At 63.1% G+C, this 23,965-nt stretch carries 19 protein-coding genes; 5 read left to right on the top strand and 14 right to left on the bottom strand.

Annotated features, from left to right (window positions below):
* Nucleotides 1-535: 535 nt before the first annotated feature.
* Both E4021_RS13880 and E4021_RS13875 read right to left on the bottom strand, forming a co-directional pair.
* A complete protein-coding gene (locus tag E4021_RS13880; protein ID WP_168797608.1) occupies nucleotides 536-1,666 on the bottom strand; it encodes a lycopene cyclase family protein in 1,131 nt (376 codons plus the stop codon).
* Nucleotides 1,663-2,346: a carotenoid biosynthesis protein gene (locus tag E4021_RS13875; protein WP_246050306.1), complete on the bottom strand. Its 684-nt coding sequence runs from the start codon at nucleotides 2,344-2,346 to the stop codon at nucleotides 1,663-1,665. The genes E4021_RS13880 and E4021_RS13875 overlap by 4 nt, the downstream gene beginning before the upstream one ends.
* A gap of 128 nt (nucleotides 2,347-2,474) precedes the next feature.
* Between E4021_RS13875 and E4021_RS13870 the strand changes: the two genes are divergently transcribed.
* Together E4021_RS13870 and E4021_RS13865 are read left to right on the top strand one after the other, a co-directional pair.
* Nucleotides 2,475-3,476 carry an amidohydrolase family protein gene (locus E4021_RS13870; RefSeq protein ID WP_136459966.1) on the top strand — a complete coding sequence of 334 codons (1,002 nt, stop codon included), beginning with the start codon at nucleotides 2,475-2,477 and terminating at the stop codon, nucleotides 3,474-3,476.
* Nucleotides 3,477-3,542: 66 nt separating this feature from the next.
* Nucleotides 3,543-4,565 carry an alcohol dehydrogenase catalytic domain-containing protein gene (locus tag E4021_RS13865; RefSeq protein ID WP_136459965.1) on the top strand — a complete coding sequence of 341 codons (1,023 nt, stop codon included), beginning with the start codon at nucleotides 3,543-3,545 and terminating at the stop codon, nucleotides 4,563-4,565.
* Nucleotides 4,566-4,590: 25 nt separating this feature from the next.
* Here the strand turns inward: E4021_RS13865 and E4021_RS13860 are convergent, their stop codons facing one another.
* The 3 genes from E4021_RS13860 to pth are packed head-to-tail and all read right to left on the bottom strand — an operon-like array spanning nucleotide 4,591 to nucleotide 7,504.
* On the bottom strand, nucleotides 4,591-5,427 hold the full coding sequence (locus E4021_RS13860; protein ID WP_136459964.1) for a phytoene/squalene synthase family protein: 837 nt from the start codon (nucleotides 5,425-5,427) through the stop codon (nucleotides 4,591-4,593).
* On the bottom strand, nucleotides 5,420-6,904 hold the full coding sequence (locus E4021_RS13855; protein ID WP_136459963.1) for a phytoene desaturase family protein: 1,485 nt from the start codon (nucleotides 6,902-6,904) through the stop codon (nucleotides 5,420-5,422). The genes E4021_RS13860 and E4021_RS13855 overlap by 8 nt, the downstream gene beginning before the upstream one ends.
* A 51-nt stretch (nucleotides 6,905-6,955) precedes the next feature.
* Nucleotides 6,956-7,504, bottom strand: coding sequence for an aminoacyl-tRNA hydrolase (gene pth, locus E4021_RS13850; RefSeq protein ID WP_136459962.1), 549 nt, complete (start codon nucleotides 7,502-7,504; stop codon nucleotides 6,956-6,958).
* Between the two features lie 151 nt (nucleotides 7,505-7,655).
* Here pth and tgt point away from each other — a divergent pair, with 151 nt between their 5' ends.
* Together tgt and pyrH are read left to right on the top strand one after the other, a co-directional pair.
* On the top strand, nucleotides 7,656-8,789 hold the full coding sequence (gene tgt, locus E4021_RS13845; protein ID WP_136459961.1) for a tRNA guanosine(34) transglycosylase Tgt: 1,134 nt from the start codon (nucleotides 7,656-7,658) through the stop codon (nucleotides 8,787-8,789).
* A 122-nt stretch (nucleotides 8,790-8,911) separates the two neighbouring features.
* The gene (gene pyrH, locus E4021_RS13840; RefSeq protein WP_136459960.1) at nucleotides 8,912-9,652 is read left to right on the top strand and encodes a UMP kinase; all 741 of its coding nucleotides are present in this window, start codon (nucleotides 8,912-8,914) and stop codon (nucleotides 9,650-9,652) included.
* Here pyrH and E4021_RS13835 read toward each other — a convergent pair.
* The 6 genes from E4021_RS13835 to E4021_RS13810 all read right to left on the bottom strand — a co-directional run bounded on the left by E4021_RS13835 (nucleotide 9,618) and on the right by E4021_RS13810 (nucleotide 17,585).
* The gene (locus tag E4021_RS13835) at nucleotides 9,618-10,838 is read right to left on the bottom strand and encodes a serine hydrolase (protein WP_136459959.1); all 1,221 of its coding nucleotides are present in this window, start codon (nucleotides 10,836-10,838) and stop codon (nucleotides 9,618-9,620) included. The genes pyrH and E4021_RS13835 overlap by 35 nt on opposite strands.
* A gap of 15 nt (nucleotides 10,839-10,853) precedes the next feature.
* Nucleotides 10,854-12,434, bottom strand: coding sequence for an aldehyde dehydrogenase (NADP(+)) (locus E4021_RS13830; RefSeq protein WP_136459958.1), 1,581 nt, complete (start codon nucleotides 12,432-12,434; stop codon nucleotides 10,854-10,856).
* Nucleotides 12,431-13,255 carry a fumarylacetoacetate hydrolase family protein gene (locus tag E4021_RS13825; protein WP_136459957.1) on the bottom strand — a complete coding sequence of 275 codons (825 nt, stop codon included), beginning with the start codon at nucleotides 13,253-13,255 and terminating at the stop codon, nucleotides 12,431-12,433. Before E4021_RS13825 ends, E4021_RS13830 begins: the two co-directional genes overlap by 4 nt.
* A 26-nt stretch (nucleotides 13,256-13,281) precedes the next feature.
* Nucleotides 13,282-14,634, bottom strand: coding sequence for a GntP family permease (locus tag E4021_RS13820; protein WP_136459956.1), 1,353 nt, complete (start codon nucleotides 14,632-14,634; stop codon nucleotides 13,282-13,284).
* Between the two features lie 7 nt (nucleotides 14,635-14,641).
* Entirely contained in the window at nucleotides 14,642-16,375 is a 1,734-nt protein-coding gene (locus tag E4021_RS13815; protein WP_211097025.1) for an IlvD/Edd family dehydratase, read from the bottom strand.
* Between the two features lie 64 nt (nucleotides 16,376-16,439).
* Complete coding sequence (locus E4021_RS13810; RefSeq protein ID WP_136459955.1) at nucleotides 16,440-17,585, bottom strand: endo-1,4-beta-xylanase; 1,146 nt, start codon at nucleotides 17,583-17,585, stop codon at nucleotides 16,440-16,442.
* 251 nt (nucleotides 17,586-17,836) lie between these two features.
* Between E4021_RS13810 and E4021_RS13805 the strand changes: the two genes are divergently transcribed.
* Nucleotides 17,837-19,540: a glycoside hydrolase family 43 protein gene (locus E4021_RS13805; RefSeq protein WP_211097024.1), complete on the top strand. Its 1,704-nt coding sequence runs from the start codon at nucleotides 17,837-17,839 to the stop codon at nucleotides 19,538-19,540.
* A gap of 226 nt (nucleotides 19,541-19,766) precedes the next feature.
* Here the strand turns inward: E4021_RS13805 and E4021_RS13800 are convergent, their stop codons facing one another.
* The 3 genes from E4021_RS13800 to E4021_RS13790 form a co-directional block, all read right to left on the bottom strand.
* Nucleotides 19,767-20,993 carry a metal-dependent hydrolase gene (locus tag E4021_RS13800; RefSeq protein ID WP_136459954.1) on the bottom strand — a complete coding sequence of 409 codons (1,227 nt, stop codon included), beginning with the start codon at nucleotides 20,991-20,993 and terminating at the stop codon, nucleotides 19,767-19,769.
* Between the two features lie 5 nt (nucleotides 20,994-20,998).
* Nucleotides 20,999-22,495 carry a hypothetical protein gene (locus E4021_RS13795; protein WP_136459953.1) on the bottom strand — a complete coding sequence of 499 codons (1,497 nt, stop codon included), beginning with the start codon at nucleotides 22,493-22,495 and terminating at the stop codon, nucleotides 20,999-21,001.
* A 151-nt stretch (nucleotides 22,496-22,646) separates the two neighbouring features.
* Nucleotides 22,647-23,816: a hypothetical protein gene (locus tag E4021_RS13790; protein WP_136459952.1), complete on the bottom strand. Its 1,170-nt coding sequence runs from the start codon at nucleotides 23,814-23,816 to the stop codon at nucleotides 22,647-22,649.
* Between the last annotated feature and the right edge of the window lie 149 nt (nucleotides 23,817-23,965).

The raw sequence follows: 23,965 nt of genomic DNA, 5'->3' as shown, positions 1-23,965 counted from the left end.
TTCCCGCAAATCCGAAGCCAAAGTTTCTGCAACTTTCTTTCCGGCCGCGTTCCTCTCCACCCCAGCGCATCCGCCGGGGCCGCAAAGGTAAGTGCACCGCCCGCGCTCCTGCAAACATTCCGGAAGGTTTCTTTTCCGAAAGATCCAGTCGCAACCGTCACCCGGTACCGCTCCCCCCAGCGCGGCGGCCGCAGCCACCCCCGGGGGTAAAGGAAAACCGGATGGACCCACCTCAGCCCCCTCAGGGACCCCGGTGAATCGGGCACCGCTCGTCTGCGGGGGCGCAAAAGTACAACGACTCGCTTCACCCCTGCAACCTTATCGCAGATTAATTTTCAATTCCGCTCGAGGCGAAAGTTTCAATGCGCTGCGGCCGTTGCCGCATACGCTTTTCAGCGAAACCTGCCTGGAAAGGGGGGGCGCGCCAATTCGGTAAGAAGTTACCAGTGTTGGGGCGCAGGATTGTAAACGCACAGAGACAAGGAGGGTTGAACCACCTCTCCTTTTTTCCGACTTTTTTTCCGTTGGCGCGGTCCTACAGGACTTCCCGCAGAAAATTACGGGCGAATGGCCCCACCGGCACGGTAGCCATGAGGCGCAACTCATCCAGCAAGCTGCTCTCCCCGTTCAGAAAGGCCAGCACCCGGGCCGGGGGGTTGCGCCGGAAGAGGTCAACGAATACCTTGTCGCCCGGCAATTCGTTCCGCTGCAGAATCCGTAACAGGGTAGCGTCGTAAGTGAGGTGACGCCGCGTCCAGGGTGCCGTCACCGCCGGTGCGGGGAAATCCTCCGCCATTTGGGCCAGCTGTCGTTGCAACCCGTAAAAAGTATAACCCGTGGAAGGCCGCGCCGCGCCGCCACCGAGTCCTATATATATAAGATTACCGTCCTGCTGCGGAAAGGGGTAGGTGGTCATGGGGATATTGCCGCTCTCCGTATGGGTGATCCGGTAGCCGTCGCGCGTCCACCGGGTCGCTATGTAGTCGCGTAGCAGAGCATCATACTCTTCGGTCAGCAGGTGGTGGTTACCAAAGATGGCCAGTTCCACGACGGCCCGCCGGGGGGTAAAGGGCAGCACGTAAAAGAAGCGTGTCTCGCCGGCTTGTGGCGTCCGGAAGTCCATGAAAGTGGCCAGTGCGGGATCGAATACCTCGGTATCCGTCTCCACGAACCACCCCCGGAAGTGCTGGTCGAGGTAAGGCTCCTTGACTTGCCGGTAGTCCAGCGGGCGCGGCAGGCTGCTGTATACGCGCTGGGCGGTGTAGGTCTTTCCGTCGGCCACGAAGCTTGCCCCTTGCGGCGTGTTCTGCAGCTCCGTTGCGCGTGCACTCAGGTGCGTCAGTCCGGCGATCCCGTCCACCACGGCGTTGACCTTGGCGTAGAATTCGGTGCTGCGAATCAGCTTGTAGGTATAGGGGCGCAGATCGCAGGTGCAATGGGAAGTGGCATTGAGCAGTGCAACGCGGTTCCACCGGTGGTATACAATATCTTCGAAGGGGCCCTCCCCCCGTTCCCAGAACGACCAGGTGCGGTCGTGGGCCGTTTTCCGTTCCGGATCGACCAGCAGTACCCGCTTGCCGTGGAGCCGGCCCGCCCGCTCAAAGTGATACAACAGGCTCAACCCGGCCAGCCCCCCACCCACTACCGCAAGGTCATAGTCGTTCACAGGGCAATGTTTAATACGAGGAAGAAGAATAGCTGGGCAAACAGGTACACCAGTAGCAACGGACTGCGGTACCGGATGCGGAGCAGCTGCAGGGGCAGGGAGATCAGGAAGGCCACCACCGCCCACATCAGGTAATTGCGCAGGGGGATCGTCCCACCCGCCCACTGCCAGTAATCCAGGGCGATGGCCACGGGCTCGATGGCCACGTCGTACAGGGCGATCAGGACGCTAGCCAATGCCGCGACCCACCAGGGTCGTGGCCCCACCAAGCGTTCCGCGAGTTCGTTGGTGGCCAGTGTCAGGGCGCACCAGTTCAGCGCGATGACGAAGGGCACCCCCAGCCACTGCCACCACATTGTAGGTCCGTAAGCGTAGGATCCGAAGATGGCCCCGGTAGCCACCCCCACCGCCTCCGCGGCGAAGGTGAAGCAGTACGCTCCCACCAGCCAGACCCACAGTCCGGGATCTTCGTTACGCCGGTAGATACTGTACAGGAGTAGTCCGTTGATGACCAGGAGCAGTCCATCCGTAGTATACCGCGTGACCGGCAAGACCGCAGGCAGGGTATGGGCCAGGGCACCCGAGGCAAAGGCGAACAGGAGAAAGGCCGCCAGGTACTTTTCAAAGGGGGTGCGGAGAGGAAGGGTGCTGCCCCGGGCGGGGGAATCCAAAGGGATCAATCAAGCGGCGGTTTGGTCATGGTATAGACGCGGGCGACGGCAAATGGTTCTCTCGCCCGGGGCCGGGGTATACCGCTTGCCGATCCGTGACGTACTTTCCACTTTATTACGCGCTACACCGCTATCGCATGTTACTACGCTCCTTACTGGCCTTCCTCTTGATCGCCGGATCCTCCGCTGTCTTCTCCCAACAGGGGGATGCCGCCACCGGGCGTCCGCCGATCATCGATATCCACGTCCACACCCTCCGGGTCAACCCCGCCTTTACCACACCGCTGTGCCCCTGGTTCCTCAGCGACATGCCCGGCGGTGACCCGCGTGATCCTGCGCCCCCCATCTTCAACTCCGACTGCGCGGATCCCCTGCCCGCCGCCGCCAGCGACGACGAACTGCGGGAGGCGATCCTCGCCCGCATCCGGGACCTGAACATGACGATGGTTGCCTTCGGTGATCCCGGCGTCCTTCACGAATGGGCAGCCGCCGCCCCGCCGGGCCTCATCCTGCCGGGTATTGGTATCAATACCGATATGCCGGTGGCGGACTTCCGGGATTCGCTCAGCAGCGGATTTTACCGGGTCGTAGCGGAGGTAGCCCCCCAGTACCGGGGGATGTCGCCCAGCGATACGGTCTTTACGCCCTACTTCTCCGTCGCCGAGGAGTTGAATATTCCGGTGGGCATCCATATGGGCACGGGAGGCAACGGTCAGGCCAACATCGGGCAACCGGCTTACCGTGCTTCCCTGGGTAACCCCCTATTACTGGAGGACCTGCTGGCCCGCCACCCCAAAATGAAGATCTGGGTCATGCACGCCGGCTACCCCCTGGTCGACGAGCTGATCGCCCTCATGGGTGCCCACGCCTACGTATACCTGGACGTATCCGGCTTCATCTGGAGCTACCCCCTCGACGAGGTCCACTACGTGATCCGGCGGCTCGTCCAGGCGGGCTTTGGCAAGCGGATCATGTACGGCACCGACTTCATTTACTGGCCGCGGATGATCGAAACCTCCATTGGCGTGATCGAGAACGCTCGTTACCTGTCCGCGGACCAGAAGCGCGACATACTCTTCAACAACGCGGCTCGCTTTTTCCGGATGAACCACGAAGACTTTGCCTGGCCGACGGACTAGGTACCCGCGCTCCGCCGCCCGGATGTTTGTCCGTGATCCCGCGTATCTTCCATTCCCACGACCGCTATGCAAAGCCAATCCTACCGACTGAAAGCCGGAGCGCTGAGTAACCTTAACCTCGTACAAGAGGAGCTTCCGCCCCCCGCCCCCGGGGAGGTGACGGTGGCGGTGCGGACGATCGGACTGAACTTCGCCGACATCTTCGCCATCTGGGGGCTGTATGGCGCCACTCCGGATGGCGTCTTCACCCCCGGCCTGGAATATGCTGGTGTGGTAGAGGCGACGGGAGTAGGCGTACAGAACGTGTCCGTCGGCGACCGGGTCATGGGCGTTACCCGCTTCGGGGCCTACACCTCCCGGCTGAATATCGACCACCGCTACGTGCTCCCGCTGCCCGATGGCTGGACACTGGAAGAAGGGGCTTCCTATCTGGTACAGGCCCTGACGGCCTATTATGGTCTGGTACACCTGGGGAACATTCAGTCCGGGCAGACGGTCCTGATTCATTCCGCGGCCGGGGGTGTAGGCACCTTCGCCGGACGCATTGCCCGGCAATTTGATGCCTACACCATTGGGACGATCGGCAGCGACAAGAAAATCGGCTACCTGCGGGAAGAAGGCTACCACGACTGGATCGTCCGGAATAAGCGCACTTTTCGCCGGGATCTCAACCGGGCCCTCGGCGGCCGGGAGCTGAACCTCATCATGGAATGCATCGGGGGTAAGATCTTCTCCGTGGGGTTCGAGACGCTGGCTCCCATGGGCCGGCACGTTGTCTACGGCTCGGCGCGCTACGGCTCGGTGGGTAACCGACCGAATTACCCCCGCCTCCTCTGGCAGTTCCTCACTCGGCCGAAAATTGATCCGCAGAAGTTGCCCGAAAACAACAAGTCCGTCATGGGCTTCAACCTGATCTGGCTCTACGAGCGGGCTGAGCTCATGCACCGTACGCTGGCGGAGCTGGACAAGCTCGACATCGGCAAACCCAGGGTAGGCCATACTTTCCCTTTCCGGCAGTTACCGGACGCGATCCGCAAATTCCAGGGCGGAGAAACGACCGGCAAGGTGGTCGTCACCGTGGCGGAGTAGGCACCCGCGCGCCGCCGCCCCCCGGTCAGAGCAGGTTAAAGCGGTGCTTAACGGCGGAACTGGCCAGAAGGTACACTTTGCGATGGTCGGCCACGCGGATGCGTTGCTCGGTCACCTCGCGGGCGGGGGAGTTGCGGATCTTCTGGAAGAGCTTGGTGTAGTACACGTAGGCCAGGTAAACGCCGAAGCGGGCGCTGGGCGGCAACTGGAGGATGCCCGTGTAGGCGTGGTCGAAGTCCGCCTTGATGTCGGCTTCGATACTGGCCTTGACGTCGTTGTCGAACCTCTCGTAGTCTACGCCAGGAAAGTAGACCCGCCCGCGCTCGTGGTAATCGGAGCGGATGTCGCGCAGGAAATTGATCTTCTGAAAGGCGGCACCCAGCGAGCAGGCGGGGGCCTTGAGGCGCTCGTACTCCTCCTCATTGCCGTCGACGAAGACCCGCAGACACATCAGTCCCACCACCTCGGCCGAGCCGAAAATGTACTCCTTATATAAGGACGGGTTGTAGCGGGTATTGTCGAGGTCCATTTCCATACTATCCAGGAAGGGATCGATCAGGTCGCGGCCGATGCCGTAGCGATGGGCCACCTCCTGGAAGGCCTGCAGAATGGGGTTGAGGCTGATGCCGTGTTCCAGGGCGTGGTAAGTGTCTTCGCGGAACCGGCGGAAGAGTTCCTGTTTGTCCTTGTGGTGGAAGGTGTCCACGATCTCGTCGGCGAAACGCACGAAGCCGTAAATGCCGTAGATGGGGGCACGCAGCGGCTTGTCGAATACCCGAATGCCCATGCTGAAGCTCGTGCTGTAGCGGCGGGTGACGAGGGAGGCGCACTCCCGGCAGACTTGATGGTAAAGGCTAAGCATGAGCGGGTTGGGCACTGAAGATGTCACGGGCGGCTACTTCGCCGGAAATGATGCTGGGGGGCATGCCGGGGCCGGGGGTCGTTAACTGGCCTGCGTACCAAAGGTTCTTCAATTTACGGCTTCTCAGCTTGGGTTTCAGGAAAGCGGTCTGCCGCAGGGTGTTGGCCAGCCCGTAGGCGTTACCGCGGTAGGCGTTGTAGTCTTCCCGAAATTCCCGGTGGGCGTAGCCACGGCGGTAGAACACGTGGGGGCGGATGTCGAAGCCGATGCGCTGGCTCAGCCGATCGCACATCAGGCTCCAGTAGTGTTCCCGCCGTTCGGGGTTGTCGTCGAGGTCGGGGGCCAGCGGGAGCAGAAAGAACATATTCTCACAACCCGGGGGGGCTACCCCAGGATCGGTGACCGAGGGGGCGCAGACGTAAAAGAGTGGATCTTCCGGCCAGCGGGGCTCCTCGTAGATGTCGTGGGCGTGGCGGTTGAAATCGGCGTCGAAGAACAGCGTATGGTGGTGGAGGCCCGGCACCTTGCGGTCGAGGCCCACGTAGAACAGCAGGCTGGAGGGGGCCATGGTGCGGTTGCGCCAATAATCTTCCGAGTAGACGCGATCGGCGGGGTCGAGTACCTCCTGTTCGAAGTGGTGGTAGTCGGCGGCGCACAGCAGGATATCGGTGGGATACACCGTGCCGTCGGCCGTGGTCACGGATTGGACTTCCCCGTGCGTAGTCTGCACACTGGCCACCGGCTGGCTGGTCAGGATCTCGGCTCCCTGCTCACGGGCCACGGCGGTCATGCCCTCGATGATCTTGTGCATACCGCCCAGCGGGTACCAGGTGCCCAGCTCCAGGTCGGCGTAGTTCATCAGGCTGTACAGCGCCGGGGTATTGGCGGGGGTGGCGCCCAGGAAGAGTACGGGGAATTCCAGCAGCTGGATGAGCTGGGGGTGTTTGAACAGCCTGCGGACGTAGGTGGCCATATCGGTGAGCATCTGCAGCCGGAAAACCGACTGGAAGACCCGCCGGTCGGCGAAGTCGAGGATGCTGTGGCCGGGCTTCTGCACGAACTCGTTGATGCCTACGCGGTACTTGTACTCGGCCTCGTCGAGGAACTTCCGCAGGTTGGCCGAGCTGCCCGGCTCGAGCCGCTCGAAGAGGGCAAACAGTTCAGCGGTGGTGGCGGGTACTTCGACCCGGTCCTCTACTCCGAAAACTACCTCGTAGCTGGGGTCGAGGCGGACGAGCTCGTAGTAGTCGGCCGCCGAGTGCCCGAAATTTTGGAAGAACTGCTCAAATATCTCGGGCATCCAGTACCAGCTCGGCCCCATGTCGAAGGTGAACCCTTGCTCGTTGAACTGGCGGGCGCGGCCGCCGAGGCCGGCGTTCTTTTCCAGGATGCGGACGCGGTACCCGCGGCTCCCGAGGTGGGCGGCGGCGGAGAGGCCGGCGAAGCCGGCCCCGACGATGGTGACTTGTGGGTTCAAGCAGGCGGGGTATAATAGTGTACCGGCCTAACACGGTTTCCCCAAATCGGTTTATCGGTTGTAGGCGCTCATGGTATTGGCCAGGCCGTGGGCGCAGAAGCTGAGGCAGGCCTCGCTGGCGTCCTTGAGCAGTTTGGGCAGATCGATCCGCTCGTCGGCTGTCCAATCGCTCAGCACGTAGTCGGCCTGTTGCCCGGGGTGGAAGTCGTTGCCGATGCCGACGCGCAGGCGGGCGTAGTTGTTGCCGCCGGTGAGCTGGTCGATACTCTTCAGACCATTGTGCCCCGCGTCGCTGCCCTTGCCGCGCAGCCGCAGGCGGCCGAAATCGAGGTGGAGGTCGTCCATCACCACGAGCAGGTTCTCCTTCGGAATCTTCTCAGCCTGCAGCCAGTAGCGCACGGCCTTGCCGCTGAGGTTCATGTAGGTACTAGGCTTGAGCACCACGATTTGCTTCCCGCGGTGGGTGATGCGCGCCAGGTCGCCGTGGGTGCCGGGTGCCCAGTCGTCGCTGAGTTGCTCCACGACGCGAAAGCCGACGTTATGGCGGGTGTCTTCGTACTTGGGCCCGGGGTTACCGAGGCCGACGATGAGAAATTTCATGGCGCGAAGGTAAGTGGTCGGACGACTTAGTGGTCGGACGGCCAATGGTCCGACTACTGGGCGTTGGACGACTTAAGTGGTCCAACGATTAATCGGTCGGACCATTCAGCACCGAACGACCGAAGCCACCCTGCGACTTACCTTCGCGCCGATGCAGTTCACCCTCGAGCACACCGACCCCACCACCAGCGCCCGGGCCGGCCAGGTCACCACCGATCACGGGACCATCCAGACCCCCATCTTCATGCCCGTAGGCACCCTGGGCACCGTCAAGGGCGTCCACCAGCGGGAACTGCGGGAGGACGTCCGCGCCCAGATCATCCTCGGCAATACCTACCACCTGTACCTGCGGCCCGGCACCGAAGTGCTCGAGGCCGCCGGTGGCCTCCATCGCTTCATGCAGTGGGACGGGCCCATCCTCACCGACAGCGGCGGCTACCAGGTGTTTAGCCTGGCCCACCGGCGCAAGATCACCGAGGAGGGCGCCACCTTCGCCAGCCACATCGACGGCAGCAAGCACCTCTTCAGCCCAGAAAGCAGCCTGGCCATCCAGCGTTCCATCGGGGCCGACATCGTCATGGCCTTCGACGAGTGCCCCCCCTACCCCAGCACCCGCCAGTACGCCGAGAACAGCATGCACCTTACCCACCGCTGGCTCGAACGCTGCGTGGCCTATATGCGCGACAGCGAACCACGGTACGGTCATTCCCAGGCCCTCTTCCCCATCGTGCAGGGGGGCAGCTACGACGACCTGCGGCGACAGTCGTGCGAATTTATCGCCGGCCAGGACCAGCCCGGTAACGCCATCGGCGGACTCTCCGTCGGTGAACCCATTCCGGATATGTACCGCATCACCCAACTGTGCTGCGATATCCTGCCCGAAGACAAGCCCCGCTACCTCATGGGCGTCGGTACCCCGGCCAATATCCTGGAGTGCATCAGCCGCGGGGTCGACATGTTCGACTGCGTGCTGCCCAGCCGCAACGCCCGCCATGGTATGCTCTATACCCGGCACGGCATCATCAACATCCGCAACGCCCGCTGGAAGAACGATCACTCTCCCATCGACGACCACCCCGAGGCGGCGCCCACCTCGCAGGTACACAGCAAGGCCTACCTCTGCCACCTGCTCCGCTGCGGAGAACTCCTGGCCGGCCAATTGGCCACCCTGCACAACCTGGCCTTCTACCTCTCGCTGGTCCGCGAGGCCCGGCAGCGGATCCTCGACGGGAGCTTCCGCGAATGGAAGGACGCGCTGGTGCCGCAGTTGGAACGCAAGCTCTAGCCGGACACATTTTTCGGGTGCGCCCACCCGTCTGGTCGCCCGCGGTTGGCGGCCCGGGGAACCGTCGATTAATTACCTTTGCGCACCGCCGCAGGCCGCAGCGTAGCAAAACCCATATGAATATGGCCCTGAAATACCGCCGCATCATGCTCAAACTGTCCGGGGAAACCCTCATGGGCGACCAGCAGTACGGCATCGACCCCAATATGCTGGAGTACTACACCAAGCAGATCAAGGAACTGATCGACATCGGCGTGGAAGTGGCGGTGGTCATCGGCGGCGGAAACATCTTCCGCGGACTCTCCGCGGCCGAATCCGGTATCGAACGTACCCAGGGCGACTATATGGGCATGCTGGCCACCGTGATCAACGGCATGGCCCTGCAAAGCATGATGGAAACCCACGGGGTGTACACCCGCCTGATCTCGGCCATCGAGATGCAGCAGATCGCCGAACCCTACATCCGCCGGCGGGCCATCCGCCACCTGGAGAAGGGGCGGGTCGTGATCTTCAGCGCCGGCACCGGCAACCCCTACTTCACCACCGACAGCGCCGCGGCCCTGCGGGCCAACGAGATCGACGCCGACGTCATCCTGAAGGGCACCCGCGTCGACGGCATCTACTCCGCCGACCCCGAAAAGGACCCCTCGGCCACGAAGTACGACCGCATCTCCTTCCGCGAGGTACTGAACAAAAACCTGCGCGTGATGGACCAGGCCGCCTTCGCCCTCTGCGCCGAGAACAACCTGCCCATCATCGTTTTCGACATCAACGAGCCGGCCAACCTCCGCAAGATCATGTTCGGCGAGCCGGTCGGCACCCTCGTCACTAACGGGGGCGGCGTCGTTCATACGCCAGTATAGCCCGCCCCAGACGGCCGAAGAAGGGCATGCCCACTTCCTCGTATTCGTACACCCCGTCGTTGTAGATGCGGTTGGCGTTGGTGTGGATCGTACCCACCAGCATGAATTCCACCTCCCCGTCGGTGATGTAAGCCGCGTCGGTCAGATAGCCGTACGCCCAGCCCACCTTGTTGAGAATGCGCACTTTGTCGGGGATGCGGGTAGACTCAGGCTGGTCGCCGTAGATCCAGAACTTGACGTAGTTGTCGGGCTTCGTGTAGCGCGGCGAGATACTTTCCCGCGGCCGTTGGGCCATGGCCGTACGCAGCAGCTCGTAGTCGGCCGGAGTGAGGCGGAAGGTATCGTTAACGGCCTCGGGCACCACTACCTGCAGCAGGATGTCGTGAAGGTTCTGCAGCGACAGGTAGTTCTTGCGGCGGAAGTCAAAGGGCGCGTTCACCAGGCTGTCGCCCTCCAGGTAGCCCACCCCCCGCAGCTGGCCGCAGAGCGTGCTTAAGGGATCGTAAAAGGGGTCGTGTCGCTCCCCGATCTGGTAAAGGGTCTCGTAGCCTGCGGCGAAGCGCACCGGGTTGAGGTAGGCGTGATTTTCCGGGGTAAACCCGTCCACCCCCACCCGGTGCAGAATACGCCCACCCGTGATCCCCACTTCCCGCAGGGCCGCATTGATGTAGGTCGGCCCGAGCCATTCGAACAGGCGGTTGTAGGCGTCGTTGTCGCTCGCCAGGAAGATCTTGCGCACGTAATGGGCTACGCTGGGCAGCCCGTCGAGGCTGCTCGTATCCCGGCTGACGGGGGTTTGCGGCGCGGACGCGAGTACCGTACCCGTACCGTGAAACAGCGGGGTATAGGCATCCATCCCCAGCACCCCCAGTTCATTGAGCCGCTGCAGGGCCAGGACGGCCACCGGCAATTTGACCGTGCTGGCCGGGTAAAAGTATTCGGTATCGTCGACGCCCCAACGGTGGGTGGTCAGCGCGACCGAGCCGTCCGGTGAGCGATCGATTTGGGTATACAGCACCTGCACTTCGTACCGGGCTGGGTCGTCTACCCAGGGTGCGAAGCTGTCGCGTTGCTCCTCGATGATGCGCGCCAGGGGATTATCCTGTGCGGAAACCAACAGGGTGGTCAGCAACCATCCGAGCAGCAGTCCGCCCCGGAGACACAGCGTAAGGATTTGGGTTGGCATAACAACCAGATAGTTTTAGTGCGTTCCCCAGGAGCCGTCGATCATACGGCGCAGCCCGAGGGGATTGTCGTCACGCAAGGCCGGGGGCAGCAGGAAGGACGGAAAGTTTTGGTAGCAGACCGGCCGCGCGAACCGCAGGATGGCCCGGGTACCCACCGAAGTGGTGGCGGCGGCCGTGGTGGCGGGGAACGGTCCGCCGTGCACCATGGAATGACACACCTCCACGCCCGTGGGGAAGTTGTTGACGATGAGCCGTCCGACCTTGCCCTCGAGGATCGCTACCAGATCCTGGTATTCGGCCAGGTCTTCCTCGGTACCGAAGAGCGTAGCCGTCAAATGACCGTGCAGGGCGCGGGCGCTCTTCAGCAGCTCATCCCTGCGATCCCCGGTTACCAGGACGGTCGAGGGCCCGAACACCTCCTCCTGCAGTTCGGGATCCGCCAGGTAGCGGTCGGCGGTGGTAGTAAAGACCCGGGCCGTGCCGGTGTAGCCGGTATTTGCGGATTTTCCTTCGGCCAGTTTTTCCACTCCGTTGGCGGCGGAAAGGTCCCGGACGCCCCCCTCATAGGCGGCCCGGATGCTTTCGCTCAGCATGACCGCGGCGTCAACCCCGCGGAAGTTTTCGGCCACCGCTTCCCGGAAGGGGGCCACGGCGGCACCGGCTTCCAGGAATACGAGTCCGGGCGTAGTGCAGAATTGTCCTACCCCGAGGGTGACGGATTGGGTAAGCCCCCGCGCGATCTCCTCGCCCCGCTCCCGGAGCGCGCCGGGCAGGATAAATACGGGATTCGAACTGCCCATCTCGGCGTACACCGGAATGGGTTCCGCCCGACGGTTGGCGGCGTCGAAAAGGGCCTTGCCGCCGCCGTATGAACCGGTAAAGCCAACGGCCTTGATGGCGGGATGACCAACCAGCCGGCCGCCGCTCTCGTGGGTGTGCCCCTGAACGAGGGAAAACACCCCCGCCGCCAGGCCGCAGCGCTCCGTAGCCCGGTGAATCGCCCGGGTGATCAATTCGCAGGTGCCAGGGTGACTGGGGTGCGCCTTGGCCACCACCGGGCAGCCTGTGGCCAGGGCCGAGGCGGTATCTCCTCCGGCTACGGAGAAGGCCAATGGAAAATTGCTGGCGCCGAATACGGCCACCGGCCCCAGGGGGCGCAGCATCGAGCGTACGTCCGGTTTGGGAACGGGTTCGCGGTCCGGCTGGGCGCGGTCGATGCGGGCGTCCACCCAGGAGCCTTCCCTGGCTACTTCGGCGAACAGCTTCAGTTGATTTACGGTGCGGCCGCGCTCCCCGGTGATCCGGCCGGCCGGCAGTCCGGACTCCGCGCAGCAACGCTCAATGAGCGCGTCGCCCAGGGCCATGATCTCTTCGGCGATGGCCGTCAGGTAGCGGTGGCGTTGGTCGGGGGTGGAGTTGCGGTAGCTTTCGAAGGCCGCCTCGGCGGCCTGAGCTGCGCGGTCGACTTCCTGCTCGGTGGCGGCGTGGAAGCGGGTGTCCAGTTCTTTTCCCGTGGCCGGATTGACGGCGGTGAAGGTCTGGCTGCCCTCCGCGGAAGATTCGCCGGCGATATAATTGGTGCCCGTTAGTGTCATTTTACGTAATTGATCAGTGTTCCGATGGGGGGAATGGTGATGCGTATCTCATCGCCGCTCGCCAGGGTGAATTCGGGTCCCGGCACGATGCCCGTCCCGGTCATCAGCAGGCAACCGTGGGGGAAGCTGCATTCCCGAAAGAGGTAATCTACCAAATCTTGCAGTTTACGCTTCATGCTGCCGAGGGTGGTCCGCCCCCCGAAGACTTCGTGGCCGTCGCGGTGGACGGTCAGCACGATCTCCGTTTCCGGCGCGGGCGGCGTCTCGGCGATCAGCAGGCAGGGGCCGAGGCCGGCGCAGCCGTCGTAGGTCTTGGCCTGGGGCAGGTACAGCGGGTTTTCTCCCTCGATGCTGCGGGAGCTCATGTCGTTGCCGATGGTGTAGCCGACGATCTTGCCGTTGGAGGTGACCATGAGGGTCAGCTCTGGCTCGGGCACATCCCAGGTGGAGTCTTTTCGGATGCGGACCTGCCCCCCGGAAGCCACCGCCCGCTGCGGCGTAGCTTTGCAGAATAGTTCCGGACGATCGGCGTGGTAGACCCGCTCGTAAAAGTCCCCGCCGCCGGCCCTCGCGGATTCCTCCTGCCGGGCCAGCTTGCTGTTGAAGTAGGTTACCCCGCTGGCCCAGATCTCCTGCCGCTGGGCCGGCACCTTCAGGGTGGGTTCGCCCGGCACCTGCGCGCCGCCGCCCGCTTCTACGACGGCCCTCGCTTTCCGGAGCAGGTTGTCGTCGTTCACGAATTCATCCCAATCGGCCGCGATGCGAAAGAATTGCCGCTCGGCCTCCAGCAACGGGCCCTCGGTGGTATGGTAGAGTTTCATGGTCGGTATTTGCTGTGGGCAACGGGCTACCCGGCGATGAGATAAACGAAAAACAGGGTGACGGCCGCCGAAAATCCGAGGACGAGCGAGGCCAGCGACATGAAGCGGTAGCCCATTTTGACGTCCATGCCCGAAAGCCGCGTCACCACCCAGAAAAAGCTGTCGTTGGCGTGCGACACCACCGCGGAGCCGGCCCCGATCGCGACTACCACCAGGGCCCGGTCGATGGGCGTTTCGAACTGCAATTCGGTCATCATCGGCGCCATGATAGAGGCGGCGGTGATGAGGGCCACGGTGGAGGACCCCTGGGCGGTCTTGATGGCGGCGGCCAGCAGGAAGGGCAGCCAGATGTTGAGGTTTACGCCGGCGAGGGCCTCCCCGAGAACATCGGCGATGCCCGAGTTTCGCAGGATCTGTCCGAACACGCCCCCCGCCCCCGTGATGAGCAGAATGGAGGCCGCCCCGGTGAGGGCCTTGCCGATCCAGCCGGAGGTGGAGAACATTTCCTTCTCCAGCCGGCGCGGCAGCAGCAGCGCCAGGAAGCACCCGATGGTGAGCGCGATAAAGGGTTCGCCGAGAAAAAATACCAGTCGCGGTCCGAAGGGCAAGTCACCGTAGCCGTCGGCGTCGTAGCCCGCGACCGAGACCAGTACCGAGCGGATCACGATCAGCACGATCGGTACGAAGATCGGCACCGAAGAGAGCAGGGCCCCGGGTGCGGTGGTCATCCGGGCGGCGATCTCCTCCTCGGAGACCTCCGGGGCGGGGTCAATGTAGGTGGTAGCCACGAAGCGGCGGATAAAGAGCAGACAGACGCCGAGCGCCACCAAACTGACCGGAATCCCAAGCAGCAGCACCAGGCCCAGGTCGGCCCCCAGGTAGTAAGCGGCGGCGATGGGGCCCGGCGTCGGGGGAACCATGGTGTGGGCGGCCATGAGTCCCATGGCCAGGGCGATGGCCGTACCCGCGAGCGACAGACCCGCCTTTTTGGACAGGCTGCGGTTGAGGGGGGCCAACAGCATGAAGCCGCTGTCGGCGAAGACCGGAATGGACACCACCCAACCGATCAGGCCCATCGCCAGGGGCACGCGCTCGCGACCGGCGATCTTCAATACCCGGTTGGCGAGGGCGTAGGCTCCGCCGGTGTTCTCCAGGAAGGTGCCGATGATGACGCCCAGGATGATGATGAGGCCAATGCCGCCCAGGGTGTTACCGAAGCCTTCGTTGACGGAAGCCACGATGCGGTCGAGGGGCATACCCACCAGTACGCCGTAGCCCAGCGCCACCAGCATGAGGGCCACGAAGGGGTGCACCTCCGCGCGGGCGGTGAGGAAGATGATGGCGGCGACGCTCAGCAGCAGCAGAAGTACGGTAAGCATGGCCGGATCAGTGTAGGTCGCGGTCTACGGCCGAGCCGGACTTGCCGGTCAGGATATCCAAGTCGGCCCCCAGTTCCGCCTGTTCCACGTGGTCGAGATAGAGGCGTACGTAGCCCCGTGTGGCCCGGGGTTCGGGGGCCTGCCAGGCGGCCTTTCGCCGGGCGAGTTCTTCGTCGGAGATCTCCAGCCGGAGCAGCCGCCGCGGTACGTCGAGGGTAATCAGGTCGCCGTTGCGAACGACGGCCAGCGTGCCGCCCACCGATGATTCGGGGGAGACGTGCAGCACGACCGTCCCGTAGGCCGTACCACTCATGCGCCCGTCGGAGATGCGGACCATATCCTTTACGCCCTGACGGATCAGCTTTTCGGGCAGGTCGACGTTGCCTACTTCGGGCATGCCGGGGTAGCCGCGGGGCCCTACTCCTTTCAGGACGATCACGCAGCTGGGGTCGATGTCGAGTTCCGGATCGTCGATGCGGGCGTGGTATTCTTCCATGCTCTCGAAGACCACCGCCCGGCCGGTGTGCTGCATCAGGGCGGGGGTGGCGGCGCTGGGTTTGATGACCGCCCCGTTCTCGCAGAGGTTGCCGCGGAGTACGGCGATGCCGGCGTTGGACTGCAGCGGCGCGGCGCGGGTGGCGATTACCTCCCGGTTGTAGCACTGCGCATTTTGGTAGTTGTCGGCGATCGACCGGCCGTTGGCGGTGACAGCGTCCCCGTGGAGGAGGTCGCCGAGTTCCTTCATGACGACGGACAGTCCGCCAGCGTAGCAGAAGTCCTCCATCAGGTACCGCCCGGAGGGCATCAGGTTGACCAGCAGCGGCACCCCGCTGCCCAGCCGGTCGAAGTCGGCCAGCTCCAGGTCTACGCCGATACGGCGGGCGATGGCCGTCAAATGGATGATGAGGTTGGTGGAGCCGCCGACGGCGGCGTTGGTCACGATCGCGTTCTCGAAGGCCTGGCGGGTGAGGATTTTGGACATCTTAAGGTCCTCCTTCACCATGTCTACGATGCGGCGGCCGGAAAGCTGCTGCATGACCTGCTTGCGGGAGTCGACCGCCGGCAGAGAGGCGATGCCCGGCAGGGTGAGGCCGAGGGCTTCACTCATCACCGCCATGGTGGAGGCCGTACCCATGGTGTTGCAGTGGCCGATGCTGCGCGCGGCGCAGATCTCGGCTTCCCGCAGGTCGTCGGCGTCGAAGGCTTCGTTGGTCTGCTTTTCCTTGATGAGCCAGTTGAAGGAACCGGAGCCGATGGTCTCGCCACGGAAGCGGCCGTTGAGCATGGGGCCACCGGGCACGACGATCGTGGGCAGGTCGACGCTGCAGGCTCCCATGATGGTGGAAGGGGTGGTCTTGTCGCAGCCGGTGAGCAGCACCACCCCGTCGAGGGGGTTGGCGCGGATCGACTCCTCGGTGTCCATACTCGCCAGGTTGCGGAAGAGCATGGTGGTGGGCCGCATGATGGTCTCGCCGAGCGACATCACCGGAAACTCCAGCGGGAAGCCGCCGGCCTCGATGACGCCCCGCTTCACCCGCTCGGCCACCTCGCGCAGGTGGCCGTTGCAGGGGGTGAGCTCCGACCAGGTGTTGCAGATGCCGATGACCGGCTTGCCCCGGAAGTAGTCGTCCGGGTACCCCTGGTTGCGCATCCAGGACCGGTGCACGAAGCCCATCTTGTCGTTGCCGCCGAACCATTCCTGACTGCGCAGTTTTTTCTCTTCGCTCATTTCCTCTTGCATGATGTGGGTAAGATAGGGTGTTGGCCCCGGCTTCACGGCCGGCGGCAAAATGGCAGTACTGCTCTTAGTGCGGGACGGACAGGATAGCCTCCAGCGCAGGTTTCGGGGTCAGGTCCCGGTTGAAGGGCAGCACGTAATTCGTGCGGTTGGGGATGGGGTAGTCGTTTTTCCACGACATCCCGTCGTGTACCCCCCAGAAGGTGACGCGGTCGATCTTGTCGCGTTTGCGGTAAAAGATTTCGAAGAGCTCCCGATAGCGGTCGGTGAGCCGTTGCTGGACGCTGTCGGGCAATCCCGAGGCGTAGGGGTCCAGGTACTCCTTGAATTCTTCCAACTGAAATTGCGGATGCATCATGCCGGTGCCGATGATCTGTCCTTCGCGGGTCAAGGGAAGCACGTCCACGTCCAGCTCCGTAATCATCACCTTTACGCCCAGGGAGGCGAAGGAGTCGATGGCGGCCTCGATGTATTCGTTTTTGGGGTAATTGAGGCCCCAGTGACCCTGGATGCCGACGCCGTCGATGCGGATTCCCGCCTCCTGCAGCATGCGCACCATGCGCATGATCCCGTCGCGTTTGGCGGGTCGCCAGGCGTTGAAGTCGTTGTAGTACAGCTCGGTGCCGGGAGCGTACTGCTCGGCGTAGCGGAAAGCCAGCTTCACCAGCGTATCCCCTTGGCCGATCCCCTCCACCCAGGTGGTTGGGCGGTAGGAGCCGTCGTCGGCGATCACTTCATTGACCACGTCCCAGGCGTCCACCTGCCCGGCGTAGCGCCCGGCCACGGCCGCGATGTGGGACCGCAGCCGCTCCGCCTGCTCCGCCGGACTGTTGGGCTCCCCCGCTGCATTGGTAAAAAACCAGGCGGGGGTCTGGTTGTGCCAGATCAGGGTGTGGCCGACCAGGAACATATCCTGGGCCTTGCCGAAGGCAATGAATTCATCGGCCGGGGCCCAATCGTAGACCCCCGGCTCAGGATTGATGAGGGCCGCCTTCATGACGTTTTCCACCGTGATGGCGTTAAACTGCTCCCGTACGATGCGGCTCGTGGCCGTATCCCGGCCGGAAGTGATGTCGGGGTTGACGGCCGTGCCGATCCGGAAGGCACCCGCGTACGCCGCCTTGAGCGTCTCGGCGGGGCGGCCGGAGCCCGGTTGGGCCGCCAGCAGCAGCGGAGTGACCAAGACCAGGAGAAGTAAGCGGAAAACTTGCATAGGTGATATACTTAGGATGCTCCGGTATATGCCACGAGGGCTGCGAGTGGTACGCTGACGCCCAATCGTCGTGGACGCGATCGGCCAGCGGATAAGCACGGACGCTTGCCAAATATAAGTGTATAAAATACATTTGTTCCCTTGCCCCCTGCCTCTCTTTATGCTTACATTCATCCGTGTTCGGACTGGCGCCTACTGTATGCGACGCGCGAGGCTATAATTCCGGTTGTTCCAAACCATAATTCTACTCGATGATGCGCTTATTTTACGGCTTGCTGCTCGGTCTCCTACTGGCGACGTGCCAGAATACCTCGACCCCGGATTCCACACCGGTGGAAGGTAACGAGGTCCACACCTACCAGAATCCGATTCTGGCCGGCTTTTACCCCGACCCCGCCATCACGCGGGCCGGCGACAAGTACTACCTCACGCAATCTACCTTCAGCTATTTCCCGGGCCTGCCGATCTTCGAAAGCAGCGACCTGGTCAACTGGACGCAGGTCGGCAATGCCATGCACCGCCGCGAGCAGATGGATACCGACGGGGAGCCGATCACGCGGGGCCTGTTCGCGCCAGGGATCAGTTACCACGACGGCTTGTTCTACGTGATCTGTACCCGCATCGACCGCGGTGGCAACTTCATCGTGACGGCCACCGACCCGGCCGGCCCCTGGTCCGACCCGGTTTACCTCCCCGAGGTAAGCGGTATCGACCCTTCGCTCTTCTTCGATGGCGATTCCACCTATGTGGTCTACAACTCCATCCCACCCGGCGACAAGCCGCTCTACAGCGGACATCGCACCATCCGGATGTACGCCCTGGACCGCGAAAGCCTGAAAGTGGAGGGACCCCAGACCCTGTTGGTAAACGGGGGCGTAGATCTGAGTAAGGAGCCCGTCTGGATCGAGGCCCCACACATTTACCGCATCGACGACTACTACTACCTGATGTGCGCCGAGGGCGGGACGGGGTACAATCACTCCGAAGTGATCTTCCGGAGCACCGATGTGCGCGGGCCATACGAACCCTGGTCGGAGAACCCCATCCTCACCCAGCGGACGCTGGATCCGGCGCGCCCAAACCCCGTAACCACCGCCGGGCACGCTGACATGGTCCAGATGCCCGACAGCAGCTGGTGGGCCGTCTTTCTAGCCTGCCGGCCCTACGAAGGCAACTACTTCAATATCGGCCGGGAAACCTTCCTGGCCCCCGTGGAGTGGTCCGACGACGGCTGGCCCGTTATCAACCCCGATTACGAGGAAGTGCAGTACCGCTACCCCACCCCGATGAACAGCCGCATCGATACCAGTCTCTTTCCCCTGAATGGGAACTTCACTTTTCAGGACGATTTCGACGAGGATGAGCTGGCCCTCCACTACCTCTTCATGCGCACCCCGGCGGAGAAGTGGTATTCGCTGTCCGCCGGAAAGCTCACCCTCAAGGCCCGACCCGAGACGGCCGGCGAAATGAAGGTACCCAGCTTCATCGGGCACCGGCAGCAGCACCACCGGGGATCAATTTCCACCGCCCTGGAATTTGATCCGGCCTCGCCGGAGGAAAAGGCCGGCCTGCTGGCCTTCCAGAACGAAAGCCACCACTACCTGCTGGCGAAGTCCGTCGCCGACGGCCAGCCCGTGGTACAGTTGCTCAGAGCCGGCGAAAACGGAATGGAGGAACTGGCCAGTGCCACCGTTGATCCTGGCCCTTTACGGTTGCGCATAAGTTTCGACGGTGCGGAGTACGCCTTTTCATACGCTCAGGCAGACGGATCCTACAAAGAGTTGATCGGCGGCGTGGACGGAAAGTACCTCAGCACGGAAGTTGCGGGTGGCTTCGTTGGCACCGTCATCGGGATGTACGCCACCGCCTCGGGACGCTCATCCAACAACACGGCCGCCTTCGACTGGCTACGGTATACCGGGAACGATGCGGTACTGGAACCCCGGGGGAAGTAAGCTTTCTGATCCTTGCAAAGCAGGCGGGTGATGTTACCAGCAATGGCGCTGTACTCATTTCCGCGGGCGTTGGCTTGCTCCTGTCCATCTGGTAGGTGTGGCGCAACGGCAGGATCAAGGGTTTTGCAGGGAAGGATAGAAGCGATGGTCTAAGGACGTACTAATCAGCCGGCTCAAAGCCTGAATCGCGGGAAGGGGCGGCGGCGCGCGGGTGCCGGGCGAAAGATCAGATGCCCTTCATCCGTTCCCACATCTGCCCCAACATCCCCTCCCGTTCCCGCTGCGGTCCTTCGCTCTGCTGCACTACCCGCACCGGGCGTATGGTGGTGTCGATCTTCCAGCTGAAGATGTAGGCGTCGGGGTCAGCGGGATCGGTCCCCAGGATGCCGTACCGCAGATCGCTCAGTTGCACGTGGCCGGAGTCGCGTGGCAGGACCACGAAGTAGCCCTGGGTGAACCAACGCAGGATCTCCAGTTCGCGGTCGCCGGCGTAGGGGTCCAGCCAATCGTGGTGCCCCGCGATGCCCTGGAACGGTACGAACCGCCGCTGCCGGTCCAGCAGGCTGTACTGCCCCACGTAAAAGGAATCCCGTCCTACCTGGGCGGTAGCCGACCAGAGTAGGTTGTTGCCGATACTGGGACTGTGGATCGAGCGTGCGGCGGTAAGGTCGCGTTCAACCAGCGTCTGATCCAGGACGGCACTTACGTTGAGGTGGTTGACTACCGTGAGCAGGAGATAGGCGGAAGAAACCACCAGCCCGGCGGTATTGATCCGGCGCCGCACCCGCGTGCCCCGCCCCAACCTGGCCGCCCAGACGAGCAAAAGCAAGAACGGGAGGGTGTACAGCGGATCCACTACCGAGATGGTGTTCCAGGCGATGCGCAGGGCCGTGAAGGGCTGCAAAAACTGGGTGCCGTAGGCCGTAAAGCAGTCGAGCAACGGGTGGGTCACGATCGTGAGAAAGAACAGCCACGACCACTGACGGGCACTGGTGTTCGGCCCCCGCAACCGCCGACGGCGCAGGTATACCCAAAGCCCAACTACGCTACAGATCGAAGCGAAGACCAGCGTCACCACGACGGCGATCTCCGGCAAGTGGTACACCTCCACCGGCATCAGAAAGCTCCCCGTGAACAGCAGCAACCACAGGGCAAGCAGGGCCCCGGCAAAGACAATGGGCGTACTGACTCTCGGCAGTGACTTCCCCCCGTAGAGGCGGTGCACCGCCAGGCCGATGATGGGGGCCGCCAGCACCGCGAAGGGCAGACTGTGCGTGAAGGCACGGTGGTACGCCAGCGCGCTCATCGGGTCCGTAACGAGGCGGGCGAAGACGTCAAGGTCGGGCAGGGTGCCGGCAATACCGCCCCAGAGCAAGGCCCGGTTGCCCACCTTGCGGCCAAGAGCGGCTTCTCCGACGGCGGCGCCGAGAACGATTTGCGTGAGGGAGTCCAACGTGGTTACAGGCCGGTGCCGAACCCGCGGAATCCAACGGAAAGGAGCACCGATACCCGCGAGCGGTCGGTCAGGATGGTTTGCCCCGGCACCGCGAGGGTTTCGTAGGGGTTCTGGAAACTGCTGTACGCCTGGTACTGTGCGGCGAGGTCCACGAAGAACTTGCCGAGGCTGTAGCCGGCACCCGCGCTGTAGGTCATCACCGCCTCGTCCTCGTTGTTGAGGTACTCAGCGAAGGGGACTTGCCGGTAGCCGACGCCGGCCCGCACCTGGATGGGATCGATGTTGATCTCGCCGCCCGCGCGTAGTCCCAGGCTGGAACCCAGAATCGCGTCCACGTCGGCGTTCACGGCGTCGGATACGGCGTTGGCCGTGGCGAAGTCGTCGAAGCTGATGCTGTTGCTGGTGAAGTCGGCGTAATCGGCGTCCAGGCTCACGAATCCGCGATCCCCGATCAGGGCACCGACACCGAACATGAACCGCCAGGGGGTCTGCAGATTATAGGCTTGCGAGAGCAGGGGGCTGCGTTCCGTGCCCCCCTCCGCCGATCCGTTTTCGGTGTAGAAGTAGCCGAAGGTGGTAGAGAACTGCTCGTCGATGGTCCAGAAAGTGGGCGTATGGACGGCGGCGCTGATGCGGATCTGCTCGGTGGGCAGGGCGGTGAGTCCTAACTTCAGGTTGAAGCCGGTACCGCTATTGTTCAGGTTTTGGTTGTAGGCGGAGTTTTCGAAGGCGGGGATCACATCCTGATCGTCTACCTCCTCGTAGGTGTATACCTCATCGTAGCTGAAGAAAGGGATACCAAGACTGAATCCCCACAGCACCTTTTCGCGATAATTCCCGCCCAGTCCGATGGCCGCTTCGTTGATGCTCCCCCGGCGGTCGTACAGGCCGTTGCGGCTGATGGGCTCGTCGCGGGTGGTCTGGTTGTCGAAGTCGTAAAAGTCGGAGTACACCCGGTTCGTGGCGGGGTCCTCAATGAGGAAGGGCAGCGCCAGGTCGGCACCGTAGGGATCCGAGTCGCCGATGTCGATGATCTCGGCGAAGCCCTCAATGATGCTACCCGGGGTGCGGCCGGAAAAGGCAAGTTGCTGGTTGAGGTCGGCCAGCCGGGTGACGCTGACGCCGAAGTTAAGGGTCGACCAGTTCACCGAGCGGGTGGGCCCGGCGAAGATGAGTCCGACGCTCGGCAGGGTAAAGGTGGCCGCGGATTCGCTCACGCTGGAGGCATCGGTGCTGTTCGCCAGGTTGGCCGAGGTGCCCGTGAAGGAAAAACCCGGTGTGATTTGGGCCATGTTGTAGCGGTTCCAGCCGATGCCCGCCGGATTGGTGTGCAGGGTGGTAGCGTCGACGCCCATCGGGGTGAGGCTGCCGCCCGTGGCCGCAAAGCGGGCCGATCCCTGGGGGGAGAAGTAGGAGTACCGCAGCACGTCGGAATAGGTCTGTCCGGTCGCCGAACCTGCGACCACGAGGGCGAGGACGGCGCTGAGAAGGATTTTCATAAAGCGGGAATTGGCCCAGATGTAATCCCGGTGCCCCGTGAAAGTTTGCCGGCGTCGGGCTTATTATGGTTTCTTTAATGACAGCGCGTAAAAAAGGGGATGAGTACCGTGGTCCTCATCCCCTTTTAATTGGGTTGGTCAGGTCGGGCAATTATTCCTCGCCACCACCGCCCCGGCGACTGGGTGCGGCCGAGCGACCGGCACCGCTGCTGCTGCCGCGGCTGGGCGATACGCTGCGGGCGGGCGAAGCACTGCGGCTGGGAGTTACCGAGCGGCTGGGGGCAGCGCTGCGGCTGGGCGTGTAGTTACGCTCGGGCGTGGCACTGCGGCTCGGGGTATAGTTCCGGCTGTTGCCGCTGCGGGAGGGCGTAGCGCTGCGGGTAGGCGTCGTAGACCGGCTGGGGGTATAAGTGCGGTTATCCGGACGGGTAGCGCGCTGGGGAACGGCGCGTTGCGGCGTCGTGCTGCGAGGCTGTACCGTGGTACGGGTACGGTCGATACGGGTATCGTCCGTAGTGCGGGTACGGCCTACGGCCCGGGTATTTTCACCGGTGCGGCTCGAGGACTGGATGGTCCGGCCATCGGCCGAGCGGGGAGTTACCGCGGAGTTGCGGCGGGCCCGCTCTACGCGGTCGGCGATTGAAGTCGTAGCGGCGCGGGGGGTATTGGATACCGGACGGTCGTTGATGCTGTTGGGCACGGCGTAAGTGTTGCCACCGCTCCAGGCGGGGGGGCAGTAGTAGCCGGCACCGGCTCCGTAGACGCCGCCCAGGTTACCGTAGGCACCGTATGCGTAGGGGTTGCCGTAACCGAAGGGGTTGCCGTACAGGGAGCGGCGACCGAATCCAGGGTTATAGGCCCGGCCGTAGAGGAAGGGATCGTTGAAGCCGTAGGCTCCGGCGAATCCGCGGTTCCAGCCCCGGTAAGCTCCGCCCCAGGGGGAGAAGCGGGGGTCGTACACATTCCCGAAGGAATTGTAGATCAGCACCGTGGTACCGGCGGGGCGGAAGAACGGATCGTAGTAGGCCACGTCGACGTAGACGGGGTCATAGTATCCAAATCCGTAGTACGGCCGGTTGAAGCGCCGGATGCGGCTGGTGTAGTAGTAGTCGTAGTATTCGTCGTCCTCCGAACTGGAATAGCGGCGATCGTCGCGGTCCGCGCGATCGTAGGAATCTTCGGAAAAATCACGGGCCACTTCGGTACTCCGGAAGTTGTCCGGGTCGTAGTACATGTCGTCGTACTGCGCCTGGGCACTGGTGGAAACCAGCAGCAAAGCGAAGAGCGAGACGGCCGCGAAGTATATTTTTTGCTTAAGCATGTTGTTGGTGTTTATCGGGTCCGGGGGCCTTGGTCCTATTACAAGGTGTAATGTAGTAAGTTTGTGCCCCCGAATGGGTTAAAGCGGTCTTAAAGCGGGTGCTCAATGCGTTAAAACGCCTGCTTTGCGACCAAACCCTCTATATATCA

It is taken from the genome of Neolewinella litorea (genome assembly GCF_004803465.1).
Taxonomy (GTDB): Bacteria; Bacteroidota; Bacteroidia; order Chitinophagales; family Saprospiraceae; genus Neolewinella; species Neolewinella litorea.
Note: the sequence above shows the minus strand (reverse complement) of the source record. Positions and strands in the feature narration are given on the sequence as shown.